Annotated in this window: 12 protein-coding genes and 3 tRNA genes; 13 read left to right on the plus strand and 2 right to left on the minus strand. The window is 55.9% G+C overall.

What is annotated here, in order from left to right; translation table 11 throughout:
• The first annotated feature begins 26 nt into the window (after window positions 1-26).
• The 4 genes from HALTITAN_RS07830 (at window position 27) to eno (ending at window position 5,564) form a co-directional block, all read left to right on the plus strand.
• Window positions 27-1,445 (plus strand): FAD-dependent oxidoreductase, encoded by a 1,419-nt coding sequence (locus tag HALTITAN_RS07830; RefSeq protein WP_009286775.1) that lies wholly within the window; start codon window positions 27-29, stop codon window positions 1,443-1,445.
• Between the two features lie 231 nt (window positions 1,446-1,676).
• The gene (pyrG, locus tag HALTITAN_RS07835; RefSeq protein ID WP_009286776.1) at window positions 1,677-3,332 is read left to right on the plus strand and encodes a CTP synthase; all 1,656 of its coding nucleotides are present in this window, start codon (window positions 1,677-1,679) and stop codon (window positions 3,330-3,332) included.
• A 12-nt stretch (window positions 3,333-3,344) separates the two neighbouring features.
• Window positions 3,345-4,208 (plus strand): 3-deoxy-8-phosphooctulonate synthase, encoded by an 864-nt coding sequence (kdsA, locus tag HALTITAN_RS07840; protein WP_009286777.1) that lies wholly within the window; start codon window positions 3,345-3,347, stop codon window positions 4,206-4,208.
• Window positions 4,209-4,274: 66 nt separating this feature from the next.
• The gene (gene eno / locus HALTITAN_RS07845) at window positions 4,275-5,564 is read left to right on the plus strand and encodes a phosphopyruvate hydratase (protein ID WP_009286778.1); all 1,290 of its coding nucleotides are present in this window, start codon (window positions 4,275-4,277) and stop codon (window positions 5,562-5,564) included.
• 565 nt (window positions 5,565-6,129) lie between these two features.
• Here the strand turns inward: eno and fdxA are convergent.
• Both fdxA and mutS read right to left on the minus strand, forming a co-directional pair.
• Window positions 6,130-6,453, minus strand: a complete 324-nt coding sequence (gene fdxA, locus HALTITAN_RS07850) for a ferredoxin FdxA (protein ID WP_007111508.1) — start codon at window positions 6,451-6,453, stop codon at window positions 6,130-6,132.
• A 320-nt stretch (window positions 6,454-6,773) separates the two neighbouring features.
• A complete protein-coding gene (mutS, locus tag HALTITAN_RS07855; RefSeq protein ID WP_009286779.1) occupies window positions 6,774-9,335 on the minus strand; it encodes a DNA mismatch repair protein MutS in 2,562 nt (853 codons plus the stop codon).
• Between the two features lie 83 nt (window positions 9,336-9,418).
• Here mutS and HALTITAN_RS07860 point away from each other — a divergent pair, with 83 nt between their 5' ends.
• The 9 genes from HALTITAN_RS07860 to HALTITAN_RS07900 all read left to right on the plus strand — a co-directional run bounded on the left by HALTITAN_RS07860 (window position 9,419) and on the right by HALTITAN_RS07900 (window position 16,785).
• Window positions 9,419-9,958, plus strand: coding sequence for a CinA family protein (locus tag HALTITAN_RS07860; protein ID WP_035538996.1), 540 nt, complete (start codon window positions 9,419-9,421; stop codon window positions 9,956-9,958).
• Window positions 9,959-10,087: 129 nt separating this feature from the next.
• Window positions 10,088-11,161, plus strand: a complete 1,074-nt coding sequence (gene recA, locus HALTITAN_RS07865; RefSeq protein WP_009286780.1) for a recombinase RecA — start codon at window positions 10,088-10,090, stop codon at window positions 11,159-11,161.
• Window positions 11,162-11,185: 24 nt separating this feature from the next.
• The gene (locus tag HALTITAN_RS07870; RefSeq protein ID WP_022519966.1) at window positions 11,186-11,650 is read left to right on the plus strand and encodes a regulatory protein RecX; all 465 of its coding nucleotides are present in this window, start codon (window positions 11,186-11,188) and stop codon (window positions 11,648-11,650) included.
• A 214-nt stretch (window positions 11,651-11,864) separates the two neighbouring features.
• Window positions 11,865-14,474, plus strand: coding sequence for an alanine--tRNA ligase (gene alaS, locus HALTITAN_RS07875; RefSeq protein WP_039858720.1), 2,610 nt, complete (start codon window positions 11,865-11,867; stop codon window positions 14,472-14,474).
• 99 nt (window positions 14,475-14,573) lie between these two features.
• The gene (locus HALTITAN_RS07880; protein WP_009286781.1) at window positions 14,574-15,824 is read left to right on the plus strand and encodes an aspartate kinase; all 1,251 of its coding nucleotides are present in this window, start codon (window positions 14,574-14,576) and stop codon (window positions 15,822-15,824) included.
• Between the two features lie 194 nt (window positions 15,825-16,018).
• The gene (csrA, locus tag HALTITAN_RS07885) at window positions 16,019-16,207 is read left to right on the plus strand and encodes a carbon storage regulator CsrA (RefSeq protein WP_007111501.1); all 189 of its coding nucleotides are present in this window, start codon (window positions 16,019-16,021) and stop codon (window positions 16,205-16,207) included.
• Window positions 16,208-16,340: 133 nt separating this feature from the next.
• A tRNA-Ser gene (locus tag HALTITAN_RS07890) sits at window positions 16,341-16,433 on the plus strand.
• A 56-nt stretch (window positions 16,434-16,489) separates the two neighbouring features.
• A tRNA-Arg gene (locus tag HALTITAN_RS07895) sits at window positions 16,490-16,566 on the plus strand.
• Window positions 16,567-16,708: 142 nt separating this feature from the next.
• A tRNA-Arg gene (locus HALTITAN_RS07900) sits at window positions 16,709-16,785 on the plus strand.
• The last annotated feature ends 33 nt before the right edge of the window (window positions 16,786-16,818 follow it).

Raw genomic sequence — 16,818 nt, forward strand, 5'->3', positions numbered from 1 at the left:
CCCCTCACGCTGACAGGAGAGAGATCATGGCTAACCGTTTAAATAACGATTTTCAGTTTGTTGATGTGGGTCGTCAGGATCCACAGAAAAAAGACGCCCGCGCCCGTGCCAAAGAGTTTGCGGAAATTTACGAACCGTACAAACCCACCGATGCGGCGAGCCAAGCGCATCGCTGCCTGCACTGCGGTAACCCGTACTGCGAGTGGAAGTGCCCGGTGCACAACTACATTCCCAACTGGCTACAGCTGGTGGTGGAAGGCAACATTATTGAAGCCGCTGAGTTGTCGCACAAAACCAACTCGCTGCCCGAAGTATGTGGTCGCGTGTGCCCCCAGGATCGTCTGTGCGAAGGCGACTGCACGCTGAATGACGGCTTTGGTGCGGTCACCATTGGCTCGGTGGAGAAGTACATCACCGATACGGCGTTTGCCATGGGCTGGCGTCCGGATATGTCCCACGTTACCTGGACGGATAAAAAAGTCGCCATCATTGGCGCAGGCCCTGCGGGCCTGGGCTGTGCGGATATTTTGGCCCGTAACGGCGTTAAGCCGGTGGTGTTCGACAAATACCCGGAAATCGGTGGCCTGCTGACCTTTGGTATTCCCGAGTTCAAGCTGGAAAAGAGCGTGATGGAGCGCCGCCGGGCAGTCTTTGAAGAGATGGGCGTCGAGTTCCGCCTGAATACCGAGATTGGCACCGATATTGAGTTTGAGACCTTGATGCAGGAGTACGACGCGGTCTTCCTGGGTATGGGGACTTATAAATACATGGAAGGCGGCTTCCCTGGCGAAGATCTGCCGGGCGTGTACAAGGCCCTCGATTTCCTGATTGCCAACGTTAACCGCTGCCTGGGCTTTGAAAAAGATCCCAACGACTATATCTCCATGGAAGGCAAGCGTGTGGTAGTGCTGGGCGGCGGTGATACGGCGATGGATTGTAACCGTACCTCGATTCGTCAAAACGCTACCAGCGTGACCTGTGCGTACCGTCGTGACGAAGGCAATATGCCGGGGTCGCGCCGTGAAGTCTCCAATGCTCGTGAAGAGGGCGTTGAGTTTCTGTTCAACCGTCAGCCGGTGGCGGTCGTCGGTGAAGAGAAGGTCGAAGGCGTGAAAGTTGTGCGCACACGCTTGGGTGAGCCGGATGAAAACGGCCGTCAGCGTCCTGAAGTAGTGCCCGGTTCTGAAGAGATCATTGCGGCGGATGCCGTGGTTATCGCCTTCGGCTTCCAGGCAAGCCCTGCGCCGTGGTTCGATAGCGCCAATATTCAGGTCGACGAGCGCGATCGCGTCACCGCGCCGGAGCACGGCCAGTACGCCTTCCAAACCAGCAACGAAAAAATCTTTGCCGGTGGCGATATGGTGCGCGGCTCTGACTTGGTGGTCACGGCGATTTACGAAGGCCGCCAGGCGGCGGAAGGTATTCTGGATTACCTGGGCGTGTAAAAGAAGTGCCTTTATAGGCTTAATGTCATCGCGAGCGAAGCGTGGCGATCTGGGTTAGATTGCCGCGTCGCTGCGCTCCTCGCAATGACAAGATGCGATGCTTCAGAATGACAGCGCGTACTTTAAGCAGTGCAGTTCAAATTGAGCCTTAGGTCGTAATCTGCTAGTCTGTCGACCCATCCTGGCGTGGCTTTCTGCCGTGCCTTCTGATCACGTTTCGACAGGTTATCCATGACACGATATATCTTCGTGACCGGCGGCGTTGTGTCCTCTCTTGGCAAGGGCATCGCCTCCGCCTCGCTTGCGGCGATTTTAGAGGCCCGCGGCCTTAAGGTCACCATGCTCAAGCTCGACCCGTACATCAACGTGGATCCGGGCACCATGAGCCCCTTCCAGCACGGTGAGGTGTTCGTCACAGAAGATGGCGCCGAAACCGATCTTGATCTCGGGCATTACGAGCGCTTTATTCGCACCAAAATGACCCAGCGCAACAACTTTACGACCGGTCGTGTCTACGAGCACGTACTGCGTAAAGAGCGTCGGGGCGACTATCTTGGTGGCACTGTTCAGGTCATTCCGCATATCACCGACGAGATTAAAGAGCGCGTTTACGCGGGTGGTGAAGGTTTTGATGTGGCGCTGGTAGAGATCGGTGGAACGGTCGGTGATATCGAATCGCTGCCCTTCCTGGAGTCGATCCGCCAAATTCGTAGTGAGCAGGGCGCCAACCGTGCGCTGTTTATGCACCTGACCCTGGTGCCCTACATCAAAACGGCGGGTGAGACCAAAACCAAACCGACCCAGCACAGCGTTAAAGAACTGCGTTCCATCGGTATCCAGCCGGATATTCTGATTTGCCGCAGCGAAGTTGAACTGGAAGAGAGCGAGCGCCGCAAAATCGCCCTGTTCACCAACGTCGAAGAGCGTGCCGTGGTACCGCTGCAGGATGCCGATACGATCTATCGCATCCCGCTGATGCTCCATGAACACGGTCTGGACGAGATCGTTTGCGATAAGCTGCGCCTGGAAGCCCCGGAAGCAGATTTATCCGAGTGGGTGAAGGTGCTGGATGCCAAGCTCAATCCGCTCAAATCCGTCAGTATTGCCATGGTCGGTAAGTACATGGAGCTGCTGGATGCCTACAAGTCGCTCAACGAAGCGCTGATTCACGCTGGCATCCAGGGTCGCATTAAGGTCAACGTCGACTATATTGACTCCGAAGACATCGAGCGTCACGGCACCGAGCGCTTGGCGGGTAAAGACGCCATTCTGGTGCCCGGCGGCTTCGGCGAGCGCGGCGTAGAAGGCAAGATTATGACCGCTCAATTCGCCCGCGAAAACAACGTGCCGTATCTGGGTATTTGCCTGGGTATGCAGGTGGCGGTGATTGAGTTTGCCCGTAATGTGGCAGGCTGGAACGACGCCAACTCTACCGAGTTCACCCACGACACCCAGCACCCGGTAGTAGGTTTGATCACCGAATGGCTAAGCCCAGAAGGCAAAGTCGAGCTGCGTGATGCAGCGTCTGATTTAGGTGGCACCATGCGCTTAGGTGGCCAGGTATGCCGTTTGGCATCGGGAACCAAAGCACGCGAAGCCTACGGCTCGGATGAGATTGTCGAGCGCCACCGTCACCGCTTCGAGGTCAATAACCAGTTTATCGATGAGCTTGAAAAGGCGGGCTTGGTTATCTCAGGCAAGAGCGTCGACCAATCGCTGGTTGAAGTCATCGAGCTGGCTGACCACCCTTGGTACGTAGCCTGCCAGTTCCACCCGGAGTTCACTTCTACTCCCCGTGATGGTCACCCGCTGTTCTCTGGCTTTGTGAACGCCGCCTTGGATTACAAAACAGCGCGCAGTCGCGCCCACGCGAACTCGCAGGAATAAGAGGGCAGAAGCATGGCTTCTCAAGACCGATCTCAAGAGCGTCATATTAACGTTGCCGGCTTAACCGCCGGTAACTCCTTGCCGTTTATGCTGCTGGGTGGCATGAACGTACTGGAGTCGGCCGATCTTGCCGACGAAGTCGCTCAAGCCTACGTCACGGTGACCCAGAAGCTGGGTATGCCCTACGTTTTTAAGGCCAGCTTTGACAAAGCCAATCGCAGTTCGATTCACTCCTACCGCGGCCCAGGTATCGAGAAAGGGCTGCAGATACTGGCCGATATCAAAGCTCGCCACAACGTGCCGATCATCACTGACGTTCACGAGCCTTGGCAGGCGCAAGCAGCCGCTGAAGTCGCTGACATTATCCAACTGCCGGCCTTTTTGGCTCGCCAAACTGATTTGGTGGTCGCCATGGCCAAAACCGGCGCGGTCATCAATATCAAAAAGCCGCAGTTTTTGGCGCCCCATGAAATGCGTCATATCCTCAGCAAGTTCCAGGAAGCGGGTAACGACCAGTTGATGCTCTGCGAGCGCGGCTCAAGCTTTGGTTACAACAATCTGATTGTTGATATGCTGGGCTTTGGTGATATGAAGCAAACCGGCTACCCGGTATTTTTCGATGTGACCCACGCGCTGCAGCGCCCCGGTGGGCGTGCCGATAGTGCTGATGGGCGCCGTGCCCAGGTGGCTGAGTTAGCGCGTGCAGGCGTGGCTGTCGGCCTTGCCGGGCTGTTTTTGGAAGCCCACCCTGACCCAGACAACGCCAAATGCGATGGTCCCTGTGCATTGCCGCTGGATCAATTAGAGCCGTTCTTGACTCAGCTTGCCCAGTTGGATGCGCTGGTTAAAGGTTTTGAGCCGCTAACGATTCGCTAAGCTGTATTTAGCTAATCAGGTCGTTATATTAATAATTTTATCTGACTAACAGGAAAGGATACTGCCATGACCAAAATTGTTGCTATCAGTGCGTTGGAAGTGCTGGATTCTCGTGGTAACCCGACCGTGCAGGCGCATGTACGCCTTGCCAGTGGTGCTGTCGGTGAAGCCTGTGCCCCCAGTGGTGCTTCAACCGGCTCCCGGGAAGCGTTAGAGCTGCGCGACGGCGATAAGTCGCGCTACCTGGGCAAAGGCGTGCTGAAAGCAGTCGATGCGGTCAATGGCAAAATTCGTGATGCGCTGATGGGCATGGATGCGCGCGATCAGCGCGGCTTGGACGATGCCATGTTGGCGCTGGACGGCACTGAAAACAAAGCGAATCTGGGGGCGAATGCCATCCTAGCCGTTTCGCTGGCGGCGGCTAAAGCAGCTGCTAACGCCAAAGGCGTACCGCTCTACGCCCACATTGCCGAGCTCTACGGTCAACCTGGCCAGTACAGCATGCCGGTGCCGATGATGAACATCATCAACGGCGGCGAGCACGCGGATAACAACGTCGATATCCAGGAATTTATGGTGCAGCCAGTGGGCGCGCCTAACTTCCGCGAAGGGCTGCGCATGGGCGCGGAAATTTTCCACGCGCTGAAGAAAGTGCTCTCCGCGAAGGGGCTCTCTACATCCGTCGGTGACGAGGGCGGCTTTGCGCCTAACCTGGCGTCTAACGCTGATGCGCTAGCGGTGATTAAACAAGCCGTTGCCGATGCTGGCTATGAGCTGGGTAAAGACGTCACGCTGGCGCTGGATTGTGCTTCGTCTGAGTTTTACAAAGACGGTCAGTACAACCTTTCCGGTGAAGGCAAAAGCTACGACGCCCAAGGCTTTACCGATTACCTGGCAGGCCTGTGTGCCGACTACCCAATTGTGTCTATCGAAGACGGCATGGATGAATCAGATTGGGCGGGTTGGAAAGCGCTGACCGACAAGCTGGGCGATAAAGTGCAGCTGGTGGGCGATGATCTATTCGTGACCAATACCAAGATTCTCAAGCGCGGTATCGATGAGCAGATCGGTAACTCTATCCTGATCAAGTTCAACCAGATCGGTTCGCTCTCTGAGACGCTGGACGCGATTAAGATGGCGCAGGATGCTGGCTTTACGGCGGTTATTTCTCACCGCTCCGGTGAAACCGAAGATACCACCATTGCCGATTTGGCGGTGGGTACCTGTGCCGGTCAGATTAAAACGGGCTCACTTTGCCGCTCTGATCGGGTTGCCAAGTACAACCGTTTGCTGGTGATTGAAGCAGAGCTGGGTGATGTGACCTACCCAGGTTTGAAAGCCATTAAAGGGCAGTAAAATGCCAATATCGAGCGAATTTTTAGAGGTGCTTGTAAGAGATGTCTCAAAATTTTGTAAGAGATATCTTACAAATACCGACGAGAATCGCTCAGTTTAGGGTAAGAAATAGCTTACTTTGCCACTAATTAAAATTTAAGTAATTGTTTAGTAAGTGGTTTTTTAAAAAGGGCGAGTCGCAGCGGCTCGCCCTTTTGTATTTTGGCTTTGTTGAGAAGCGGCCATGATCTGACACAATATACACAGGACAAGGGGAGGCAAGGACGCTTCAGTCAGGATGCAGCGGGATGTAGGTCAGATGCGCCGGGTGATACAGTGAGGTGAGCCCTGGCAAGGACGTCATCTGAGGAGGTTGATCCAGGGAGTGGTCAGAGGAAGTGCTTGGAGCGGGCGGCCTACGGGTCGCCTTTTTTTGCCCGCAATTTGGCAGCACATTTTTGACGATACACTTTTGAAAACACAAAAAAACCAGCGCTGTTTTTAACAACCAGCGCTGGTTTAAAGAGAATTTTTAAAGAGAGCTTTTAAAAAGAGCTATGTGCTGATTTTTAAACCGTCACAGCGTTTAGCGCTCTAGTTTCTCAAGCTTGCCGGGCTTGCCATCCCACTCTTCGGCGTCCGGCAGCGGGTCTTTTCTTTCGGCGATGTTGGGCCATACTTCGGCCATCTCAGCGTTAATCTCGATAAAGGCCTCCTGTCCATCCGGCAGCTCATCCTCGGAGAATATCGCCTCGGCGGGGCACTCGGGCTCACACAGCGCGCAGTCGATACACTCGTCAGGATGAATGACCAGGAAGTTCGGGCCCTCGTAAAAACAGTCGACCGGGCAGACTTCCACACAGTCGGTGTATTTGCACTGGATGCAGTTCTCGGTAACGACAAACGTCATCTTGCTATCCCTCTTGCAGGGCCGGGTAACTCCCAGCCATGGTCAATCGTGAATGGTTATAAATCAGCCGTTTTTTATAAGCTAAAAGTTTGAACGACATTCTAGAGGTGCGCATACCTGGCGGCAAGCGCCATATGATCCCAGTTGGTAGCAATGCCAGTACAGGTTTCCGCGAAGACGCTACTTTCGACATCTGACCGCCATGGATGGCGGAAATGCCGGAATAGTCGGGAACATTTTCCGGCCCTGTCGAAAGACCCTCGCTTCAACCTGCCCTGGCACCTGAATCTAACTTATCGCCTTTCATGCTATAAGCACCATTAGATCAGGTCTCGCCACTGATACAATAGTGATAGCGCTTCCCGCGGTGTTAAACCATCCATATCGACGTTTTCCAACGCCTCGACCACCGGATGCGGTGCAGCGGCGAACAGATCGTTTTGCTGCGGTGCGGTTCGCGGCGCCTGCGCTGTGTTATCCACATCGCGCTGCTCCAAACTTATCAGCTTCTCGCGGGCACGTTTAATCACATGGTTGGGCACGCCCGCTAATTGCGCCACCTGCAAACCATAGCTCTGGCTGGCCGGGCCCGCTTCGATGCGGTGCATAAACACAATGCTGTCGCCATGCTCGGTCGCCGTTAGGTGGATATTGGCCACCCCTTCCATATGCTCAGGCAGCGCCGTCATTTCAAAGTAGTGGGTCGCAAACAGCGTTAGCGCGCGTCCTTTTGCCAGATGTTCAGCGCTTGCCCAGGCGAGCGACAGACCGTCAAAGGTACTGGTGCCGCGGCCAATTTCATCCATCAGGATCAAGCTTTGCTGGGTGGCATTGTGGAGAATGTTGGCGGTTTCAGTCATCTCGACCATAAAGGTAGAGCGCCCGCCGGCCAAGTCATCCGATGAGCCAATGCGGGTGAATATTCGATCCAGCGGGCCGATCTCGGCGGCATCGGCGGGCACAAAACTGCCGCAGTGAGCGAGAAGGGCGATGAGCGCCGTCTGACGCATATAGGTCGATTTACCGCCCATGTTGGGGCCGGTAATAATCAGCATGTGCTGGTCAGGATTGAGCGTCACGTCGTTGGGCACAAAGGGTGTCTCGCTCACCTGCTCGACCACCGGATGTCGTCCCGCGTCAATTTGAATCCCGGTGGTTTCGCTGAGTGTTGGACGCACCCAGTTCAGCGCCTCGGCGCGCTCGGCAAAGGCGCACAGTACGTCCAGTTCCGCCAAGGCTTGCGAGGTGCTCTGCAGCGCGTGAAGGCTTGCGTTGAGATCGCCAAGCAGGCGATCGTAGAGCCATTTTTCACGCGTCAACGCGCGAGATTTAGCGGAGAGTGCCTTATCTTCAAACTCTTTGAGCTCGGGGATAATGAACCGCTCGGCATTTTTAAGTGTCTGGCGGCGAATATAGTCGGCGGGCGCCTGCTGGGCTTGTGAACGCGGTAGTTCGATAAAGTAGCCGTGCACCCGGTTGTAGCCCACTTTGAGATTGGCTAGCCCCGTGCGCTCGCGCTCGCGAAGCTCGAGCTGAATAAGATAGTCGCCCGCGTTTTCGGCCATGCCACGGTGCTCATCCAGCTCTGAATCAAAGCCATCGGCAATCACCCCGCCATCGCGGATCACCACCGGCGGATTTTCTACCAGCGCCCGGCTGAGCATATCGGCCATTTCTGGGTAGGGGCGAATATGCGGGCGCAGGTTATCCAGCGCACTGCCGCTCTCAACCTCGCTAAGCTGTTGCTCCAGTTCCGGAAGCGTTACCAGTGCATCCCGCAGCCGTGCCAAATCGCGCGGGCGGGCGCTATACAGCGCCACCCGGGCCAGAATGCGCTCCACGTCGCCCACCGCGCTCAACGTCTCGCGCAGCGGCATATAGGCGGCATCCAGGCTTAGCAGCGCCACACCCGCATGACGGGCCTGGACAATCTCGCGTTGACGCAGTGGCCGATTAAGCCAGCGTTTGAGTAGCCGTGAACCCATGGCGGTGGTACAGGTATCCAGCACGCTGGCCAGGGTGTTGTCGCTGCTGCCGCCCAGGTTGATATCAATTTCCAGATTACGGCGGCTGGCAGCGTCGATCACCACCGCGTCGTCGCGGTTCTCAACGCTGATGGCGGTCACGTGGGGCAGGCGCGAGCGCTGAGTGTCCCGGGCATAATCGATCAATACCCCGGCAGCAATTAGCGCAGAGGTTAAGTGCGCACAGCCAAAGCCACGTAAATCCTGCACTTCGAACTGGTCGCAGAGGCTACGGGTAGCGCTTTCCAAATCAAACAGCCACTCGCCCTGGCGGCGCAGGCTGCGTTTCTGCGACCAGGCCTCGGGTAGCGTTAAGCTTTCGGGTACCAGCAGCTCGGCCGGGGAGAGACGCGTCAGCTCGGCGAGCATTTCGGCTTCGCTGTCTACTTCCAGTACGTTGAAGCGACCACTGGAGAGCTCCAGCCAGGCAAGGCCCCAGCTCTCTTTTCCGGGTGAAACGGATACCAGCACGTTGTCGCGGCGGGCATCGAGCAGCGCTTCATCGTGGAGCGTGCCGGGGGTGACGATACGCACCACCTGGCGGTCAACGGGCCCTTTGCTGGTCGCGGGGTCGCCAATTTGCTCACAAATAGCCACCGACTCCCCACCGGCGACGAGGCGGGCCAGATAGCCCTCAGCGCTGTGATAGGGGACGCCCGCCATCGGGATAGGCTTGCCGCCTGACTGCCCACGCTGGGTAAGGGTAATATCCAGCAGTGCGGCGGCGCGCTTGGCGTCGTCGAAAAACAGTTCATAAAAATCCCCCATGCGGTAGAACAGCAGTACCTCGGGGTGCTCGCGCTTGATCTTTAAATATTGCGTGATCATGGGCGTGTTAGGGGGAGTGGCCTGTGACATGGGCGTCCTGATTGAGCAATTTCTTTGAGAAAGCTAAACGCAGTATTCTACGCTGAATAGACGACTCACTTGAAGGAGCGACCATAGTGCCCAGCGAAACTAGTCTGAAAAATCTTGATTTAACCCTGTTAGCTCAGCGGCTGGGGCGGCTGTGTAAGCAGTTGAATGTGGAAGTGACCGCCGCTGAGTCATGTACGGGGGGAGGCATTGCCAGCGCCATTACCGAGGTGGCGGGTAGCTCTGCTTACTTTACGACGGGCTATGTGACCTATGCGAATGCTGCTAAAACGCGCTTATTGGGGGTGCCTGAGACCACGCTGGCCGAGCACGGTGCTGTCAGCAAGGAGGTCGTCAAAGCCATGGTGCTGGGCGCCTGTAATGAAAGTGGCGCGGGCTTAGCTGTTGCCGTTAGCGGTGTTGCAGGCCCAGAGGGGGGGAGCGCTGAAAAGCCGGTGGGTACGGTTTGGTTGGCCTGGGGAGATGCTGCTGCCCAGGAAGCTGAATGCTTTCACTTTCCAGGTGACCGTCAGTCGGTGCGAGAGCAGGCCGTGCGTCAGGCCTTGGTTGGGCTGGTGGCGCGCCTGAATGAGCGCGAGAAGGCGAGCAAGACGAACCAGCCGTAAGAAAAAGGCGCATATGCAAAAAGGCTGTTGATAAAATAGATGAGAGAAAGCGCGATCAAGGATTTGTTTACGGCGCAATCTTTGGCATACTACTGGCTAATTATACAGCTTGTTATGAGGAATCTCTGAATGGCTCAGGATGACAACCGCACTAAAGCGCTAAACGCTGCACTCACCCAAATCGACCGTCAGTTCGGCAAGGGCACCGTCATGCGTCTAGGCGACGCACCGCGTGTCGTCATGCCGTCGGTTTCCACCGGTTCATTGGGTCTGGATATCGCCCTCGGCATCGGCGGGCTGCCGTTTGGCCGTGTGTGCGAAATCTTTGGCCCGGAATCGTCGGGTAAAACGACCCTGACCCTTTCGGTGATTGCTCAGGCGCAAAAACAGGGCAAAGTGTGTGCCTTCGTCGATGCCGAGCATGCGCTTGACCCCAGCTACGCAGAAAAGCTAGGTGTCAACCTGGATGATCTACTGATTTCCCAGCCGGACACCGGTGAGCAGGCGCTGGAAATTACCGACATGCTGGTACGCTCTGGCGGTGTTGACGTGATTGTTATCGACTCGGTCGCTGCGTTGACCCCGCGCGCTGAAATCGAAGGCGAAATGGGTGATTCCCACGTTGGCCTACAGGCGCGTTTGATGTCTCAGGCACTGCGTAAAATCACCGGTAATATCAAAAACGCCAATTGCTTGGTGATCTTCATCAACCAGATCCGCATGAAGATCGGCGTCATGTTTGGTAGCCCCGAAACCACCACTGGTGGTAACGCGCTGAAGTTCTATGCCAGCGTGCGTCTGGATATTCGTCGTACCGGCTCGGTGAAAGTGGGTGATGAAGTCACCGGTAACGAAACCCGCGTGAAAGTAGTCAAAAACAAGGTGGCACCGCCATTTCGTCAGGCTGAATTCCAGATTCTTTACGGCAAGGGTATCTACCACGCCGGTGAGGTCATCGACCTGGGCGTGCAGTGCAACCTAGTCGACAAAGCCGGTGCCTGGTACAGCTATAAAGGTAAGAAAATCGGTCAAGGTAAAGCCAATTCAGCGCTGTATCTGGAAGAGCACCCGGAAATTATGCTCGAAATCGAAACGCAGATTCGTGAGCAGCTCTTGGCCAAGCCCGATCCTAAAAAGGAGAAGGAAGATGCGCCTGCCGAAGCAGCGGCAGAATTGGATGCGGGTGATGACGATCTGCTTTAAGACGACTCTCGCTAAGATAAGCTGATGGCATTCACCTCCCAGCGTGATGCTACGCCCCGTGATATCGCCATTGGCTTACTGGCTCGGCGCGAATACTCCCGCGCCGAGCTTGCTCAGCGTCTGAAGAAAAAGTCTTTCGACGATGCCGCTATTGATGAGTGCCTGGACGCCTTGGTTGAACAAGGGCTGCAGTCTGACGCGCGCTTTGCGGCCAGTTTCGTGCGCTCGCGCATACTGCGTGGCCAAGGCGTGATTCGTATTAAAGGCGAGTTGCGCCAGCGCGGCATAGACCAGGAAACCCTTGCCACCGCTTTTGAAGAAGTGGAGGGGGGCGAGCAGGTCGACTGGTTTGAGCTAGCCCGGGAAACCCTGGCGCGGCGTTTTGATAGCCCCGGTGAGACCCCCAAAGAGCGCGCTAGGCGTGAACGTTTTCTCGCCAGTCGCGGCTTCGATTTTGAACAAATTCGCTATGCGCTCTCCTGTCTGTAATACGTTTTCCCCAGCCTATACAATACCCCCTCTTACATTTCTAGTAGCGCTCTAATACGCTTGTTCATCCAGTTGTTTACGTGGCTGTTTGCCTTTCTGCCACTAAGTGCGGCTTTAGTCGTTTGACAACTGCGCTATAATGGCTGCTTTGCGACCCCTGAGGGTAGCGGCAACAGCGCCCTGGGACATCACGCTTTCTTGTTACGGATACCCTATGAAAAGCGCAGAGATTAGACAGGCCTTTCTCACCTTCTTCGAAGAGCAGGGGCATACGATTGTACCCACCAGCTCATTAGTGCCGGGCAACGACCCGACGCTGCTGTTTACCAATGCCGGCATGGTGCCGTTTAAAGATGTGTTTCTAGGCCGCGATCCGCGCCCTTACGTGCGCGCCACCTCTGCGCAGCGCTGCGTTCGCGCGGGCGGTAAGCATAATGATTTAGACAACGTCGGCTATACCGCACGCCACCACACCTTCTTTGAGATGCTGGGTAACTTCAGCTTTGGCGACTACTTCAAGCGCGACGCCATTCGCTTTGCCTGGGTGTTTTTAACCGAAACGCTGGGACTCCCCAAAGACAAGCTGTGGGTAACGGTACACATCAGCGATGACGAAGCTGAGCGCATCTGGAAAGATGAGATTGGCATCGACCCTGAGCGCTTCTCCAAGCTGGATGAAGATAACTTCTGGCAGATGGGCGACACCGGCCCCTGCGGCCCCAGTTCGGAAATCTTCTTTGATCACGGCCCTGAGGTTTGGGGGGGGCCGCCGGGCAGCCCGGAAGAGGATGGCGATCGCTATATCGAAATCTGGAACCTGGTGTTCATGCAGTTTGATCGCGATGCCCAGGGCACGCTCAACCCGCTGCCCAAGCCCTCCATCGATACCGGTATGGGGCTGGAGCGTGTCGCCGCTGTCATGCAGGGCGTCCACTCCAACTATGAGATCGACCTGTTCCAGAACCTGCTGCAAGCCGCTGCGAAAGCGACCGGGCACCCTGATACCGCTACGCCTTCGTTGCGCGTAATTGCCGACCATATCCGTTCCTGTGCCTTCCTGATTGCTGATGGCGTGCTGCCTTCCAACGAAGGGCGCGGCTATGTCCTGCGTCGGATCATTCGCCGTGCAATTCGTCACGGCCACAAGCTGGGCGCGGTTGAGCCGTTCTTCCACAAGCTGGTGGAGGCGCTGGATGCGGAGATGGGCGATGCCTATCCGGAACTGCGTGAAGCGAGCGATCAAATTGCCCGTGTACTGCTGAAAGAAGAAGAGCAGTTCGCACGCACCCTGGATCACGGTATGGGGCTCTTGAATGCGGCACTGGCCGAGTTGGATGGCAAGGTGCTGCCGGGTGAGACGGTGTTTAAGCTTTATGACACCTACGGCTTTCCCTTCGACCTTACCGCCGACGTCTGTCGTGAGCGTGGCGTTAGCCTGGACGAAGATGGCTTTCAGCAGGCGTTAGAGGCCCAGCGTGAACGCGCACGGGCGGCCAGCCAATTTGGCGCCGACTACAGCGCCTCCATCGAGTTGGAGGGCGAAACTGCCTTTACCGGCTACGACCGCTTGGAAGATCAGGCCAAGGTAACCGCGCTGGTCGACAGCGAGGGCAATCCACTGGCAGCGCTGGAAGCGGGGCAGAAGGGTGTCGTGGTACTAGACCGCACGCCGTTTTACGGCGAGTCAGGCGGCCAGGTGGGCGATACCGGCTACCTGTATGTCGACGGTGGCCGTTTCCAGGTCACTGATACCCAAAAGCAGAGCGGTCATCATCTTCACCAGGGCATGATGGTAGAAGGCTCGCTAAGCGTTGGCGCAAGCGTGCGTGGTGAAGTGGATGCCAGCCTGCGCACAGCCACCATTCGCAATCACTCAGCCACCCACCTGCTGCATAAAGCGCTGCGCATGGTGCTGGGTGATCACGTACAGCAGAAAGGCTCGCTGGTGAACGCCGAGCGCCTGCGCTTCGACTTTAGCCACTTCGAGCCGATGACCGCTGAGCAGCTGGCGGAAGTCGAACGGCTGGTCAACGAACAGATTCTGGCTAATGCGCCGACCAAGATCGAGCAGATGAGCCTGGATCAAGCCAAGGCCAAGGGCGCAGCAGCGCTGTTTGAGGCCAAATACGCCGAGAACGTGCGCGTGCTGACCATTGGGGCCGACGATTTCTCGATCGAGTTATGCGGTGGTACCCACGTGGCACGCAGCGGTGATATTGGCTGCTGCCATGTGATGAGCGAAGTGGGCATTGCTTCTGGCGTGCGCCGCATCGAAGCGATCACCGGCGAAAATGCGCTGGCCCACTTTCGCGAGCAGGAAGCCCGCCTCGAGCGCTTGGGTGAGCGCTTGAAGACCAAGCCTGAACAGGTCGAAGCGCGGGTAGAATCACTGGTTGAGCGCAACCGTAGCCTGGAAAAAGAGCTTGAGCAGCTCAAGGCCAAACTAGCCAGTGTAGCGGGTAGCGATATGCTCAGCCAGGTGCAGGAGGTCAATGGCGTGAAGCTGCTGGCGACGCAGCTGGATGGCGTGTCAGGCAAAGATTTACGCGGCATCCTTGACCAGCTTAAGAACAAGCTAAGCTCTGGAGTGATTATCCTCGGCGTTGCCGACCAGGCGGCGGGCAAAGTGAGTTTGATCGCTGGGGTCACCCAGGATCTGACCGGCCGAGTGAAAGCCGGCGAGCTGGTGAACCATGTTGCCTCCCAGGTAGGAGGGAAGGGCGGTGGCCGCCCCGACATGGCCCAAGCGGGAGGTAGTCAACCCGACGCCCTGCCGGATGCGTTGAAGAGCGTACCAGCATGGTTGGAAAACGTTCTTAGCTAAACCTCTGGGCCGGTGGCATTATTGTCACCGGCCTTATTATTTATTTAAAACTTGTGACACTTTCACCCTCCATTCCCGAACGCATAGGAAAAACGGCATATGGCACTATACGTACAGAAGTTCGGCGGCACTTCGGTGGGCTCTGTCGAGCGTATCAAGGCCGTAGCGGAAAAGGTTAAGGGCTTCCGCGATCAAGGCCATCAGGTAGTGGTCGTGGTCTCCGCCATGAGTGGCGAAACCAACCGCCTGACGGACATGGCACAGGCGCTTAACGACGATCCCGCACCGCGCGAGATGGATATGCTGCTGTCGACCGGCGAGCAGGTAACTATTTCACTGCTCGCTATGGCGCTGCAGCAAATCGGTGTGCCAGCCACTTCGCACACAGGCGCCCAGGTAGGTATTCATACCGATAGTGCCTATACCAAGGCGCGTATCCAGCGCATTGAAACCGAAGACCTCAAGGCCGATCTGGACGCTGGTCAGGTAGTGGTTGTGGCCGGGTTCCAAGGGGTCGATGAAGACGGCAATATCACCACCCTGGGCCGTGGTGGTTCTGACACCACAGGGGTGGCGCTAGCCGCCGCGCTAGGCGCCGATGAGTGCCAGATTTACACCGATGTTGACGGGGTATACACCACCGACCCCCGCGTCTGCTCCAAAGCCCAGCGCTTAACGAGCATTACCGTGGAAGAGATGCTGGAACTGGCCAGTCTCGGCTCTAAAGTGCTGCAGATCCGCGCGGTAGAGTTTGCCGGAAAGTACAACGTACCCCTGCGGGTGCTGTCGAGCTTTGAAGACGGCCCCGGTACCCTAATTGTTGCAGAAGCCGACCAAGACGAGGACGCTATGGAAGAACCACTGATCTCCGGTATCGCTTTCACCAAAAATGAAGCAAAATTAACCCTGCTGAATACACCGGACGTGCCGGGTGTGGCGTCACGCATTCTAGGCCCCATTGCCGATGCCAATATCGAAGTGGACATGATCGTGCAGAACGTGGCGCCGGCCGGAGACTATACCGACTTTACCTTTACGGTTGCTAAGGGCGATTACAAAGCCACTAAGAAGCTGCTTGAAGAGACGGTGATTCCTGATTTGGGCGGCGGTGAGCTGCGTGGCGACGACAATATTGCTAAGGTCTCTTTAGTGGGTGTAGGTATGCGTTCTCACGCCGGTGTGGCGTCGAAAATGTTCCGTGTGCTAGCCGACGAAAACGTCAATATCCGTATGGTCTCCACCTCTGAGATTAAAATCTCGGTCGTGATTGATGAGAAGCATATGGAGCTTGCTGTTAATGCATTACACAAAGCTTTTGGTTTAGATAAGGCAGATATCGAATCTGAATAACATTAATACCTTAAACCTTCTACGCTGAAGGGGTACTTACTGCCGTGTGGTGGTGAGCTTTCTTTCAACGGGAGGTATAAGGTGTCATGGAGCCGGAGTCATTGGTGACAGGGAACACTATGTCGCATAATGGCATGGTGTTGCCTCCGGCTGACATATCCCGTTGCATAAAACGTCTGAAAAGGAGATCAGCCATGCTCATCCTAACTCGCCGTGTTGGCGAAACGCTGATGATCGGTGATGAAATCACCGTCACCGTGCTAGGTGTGAAAGGCAATCAAGTACGTATCGGCGTAAATGCGCCTAAAGATGTGGCAGTTCACCGTGAAGAGATTTACCAGCGTATTCAGCGTGAACGAAACAGTGAAAATGAAGTGGAATAAGCCTTGCGAGCTCGCATGATGAAACGATGCTTAAAGCGTAAGCTTATATGTAAGATATGGCCGGTGCGAAAAAAATCCGTAGAAGACTAGACACAAGAAGACTAAATCGGTAATATTCGCGCCGTGCCGTTGAGGAGAGGTGGCCGAGTGGCTGAAGGCGCTCCCCTGCTAAGGGAGTATAGGGTTTATAGCCCTATCGAGGGTTCGAATCCCTCTCTCTCCGCCAATCGCATGGCCAGTAAGTGCTTTTACTTTGTTAAAAAGTGCATGGTCACAAGGTATGCGCCCGTAGCTCAGCTGGATAGAGTACCTGACTACGAATCAGGGGGTCGGAGGTTCGAATCCTCCCGGGCGCGCCACCTTTTTATGCTGACTGCATTTATGGTTAATCGTATTTGAGATTAGCTGTATTTAAAGTTAGTTGTACCAGAGGCTAATTGCATTAATCAGTATTTGTAATAGTCTTGGTCGCAGTAAAAGTAAACGTTAGTAAAACGTTACGCGCCCGTAGCTCAGCTGGATAGAGTACCTGACTACGAATCAGGGGGTCGGAGGTTCGAATCCTCCCGGGCGCGCCAGATTCCAAAACCCGCTCTCTTATTGAGAGCGGG

The sequence above is a fragment of the Vreelandella titanicae BH1 genome (genome assembly GCF_000336575.1).
Classification (GTDB): domain Bacteria; phylum Pseudomonadota; class Gammaproteobacteria; order Pseudomonadales; family Halomonadaceae; genus Vreelandella; species Vreelandella titanicae.

What these genes read in the sequence shown, in the direction of transcription:
- alaS (WP_039858720.1), top strand. Translation starts at nt 11,865, where the DNA reads ATGAAAAGCGCAGAGATTAGACAGGCCTTTCTCACCTTCTTCGAAGAG.
- fdxA (WP_007111508.1), bottom strand. Translation starts at nt 6,453, where the DNA reads ATGACGTTTGTCGTTACCGAGAACTGCATCCAGTGCAAATACACCGAC.
- mutS (WP_009286779.1), bottom strand. Translation starts at nt 9,335, where the DNA reads ATGTCACAGGCCACTCCCCCTAACACGCCCATGATCACGCAATATTTA.
- csrA (WP_007111501.1), top strand. Translation starts at nt 16,019, where the DNA reads ATGCTCATCCTAACTCGCCGTGTTGGCGAAACGCTGATGATCGGTGAT.
- HALTITAN_RS07870 (WP_022519966.1), top strand. Translation starts at nt 11,186, where the DNA reads ATGGCATTCACCTCCCAGCGTGATGCTACGCCCCGTGATATCGCCATT.
- pyrG (WP_009286776.1), top strand. Translation starts at nt 1,677, where the DNA reads ATGACACGATATATCTTCGTGACCGGCGGCGTTGTGTCCTCTCTTGGC.
- HALTITAN_RS07880 (WP_009286781.1), top strand. Translation starts at nt 14,574, where the DNA reads ATGGCACTATACGTACAGAAGTTCGGCGGCACTTCGGTGGGCTCTGTC.
- HALTITAN_RS07830 (WP_009286775.1), top strand. Translation starts at nt 27, where the DNA reads ATGGCTAACCGTTTAAATAACGATTTTCAGTTTGTTGATGTGGGTCGT.
- recA (WP_009286780.1), top strand. Translation starts at nt 10,088, where the DNA reads ATGGCTCAGGATGACAACCGCACTAAAGCGCTAAACGCTGCACTCACC.
- kdsA (WP_009286777.1), top strand. Translation starts at nt 3,345, where the DNA reads ATGGCTTCTCAAGACCGATCTCAAGAGCGTCATATTAACGTTGCCGGC.
- eno (WP_009286778.1), top strand. Translation starts at nt 4,275, where the DNA reads ATGACCAAAATTGTTGCTATCAGTGCGTTGGAAGTGCTGGATTCTCGT.